The sequence below is a fragment of the Achromobacter sp. GbtcB20 genome (assembly GCF_019091095.1).
GTDB classification, from domain to species: Bacteria; Pseudomonadota; Gammaproteobacteria; order Burkholderiales; family Burkholderiaceae_B; genus Achromobacter; species Achromobacter mucicolens.
This window is the reverse complement of sequence record NZ_JAGXJZ010000787.1, coordinates 1-244: the sequence shown is the minus strand read 5'-3', so window position 1 is coordinate 244 and position 244 is coordinate 1. Positions and strand designations below refer to the sequence as shown.

1 protein-coding gene is annotated in these 244 nt (G+C 67.2%); it reads right to left on the bottom strand.

What is annotated here, in order from left to right; genetic code table 11:
- Positions 1-244, bottom strand: a 244-nt coding sequence (locus KVT32_RS31120) for an ATP-binding cassette domain-containing protein (protein ID WP_217619535.1), incomplete at both ends; no start/stop codon positions are given.

Sequence of the window (244 nt, the reverse complement as noted above, 5' to 3'; positions counted from 1 at the left end):
AGCAGGATGAGGCGCGGGCTGGTCGCCAGCGCGCGCGCGATTTCGACGCGGCGGCGTACGCCGCCCGAGAGTGAAATTGCGGCATTGCTGCGGGTGTGGCCGATCTGCAGTTCTTCGAGTAGCGACTCCATCTGCTCGTTGCTCTTGGGCGTCGACAACGGGCGGCCGTCCGGGCCCACCTGCAGTTCCAGCACTGCGCGGATGGTCTGTTCGACCGTCAGGCGGCCGAACACGGGACCATCCT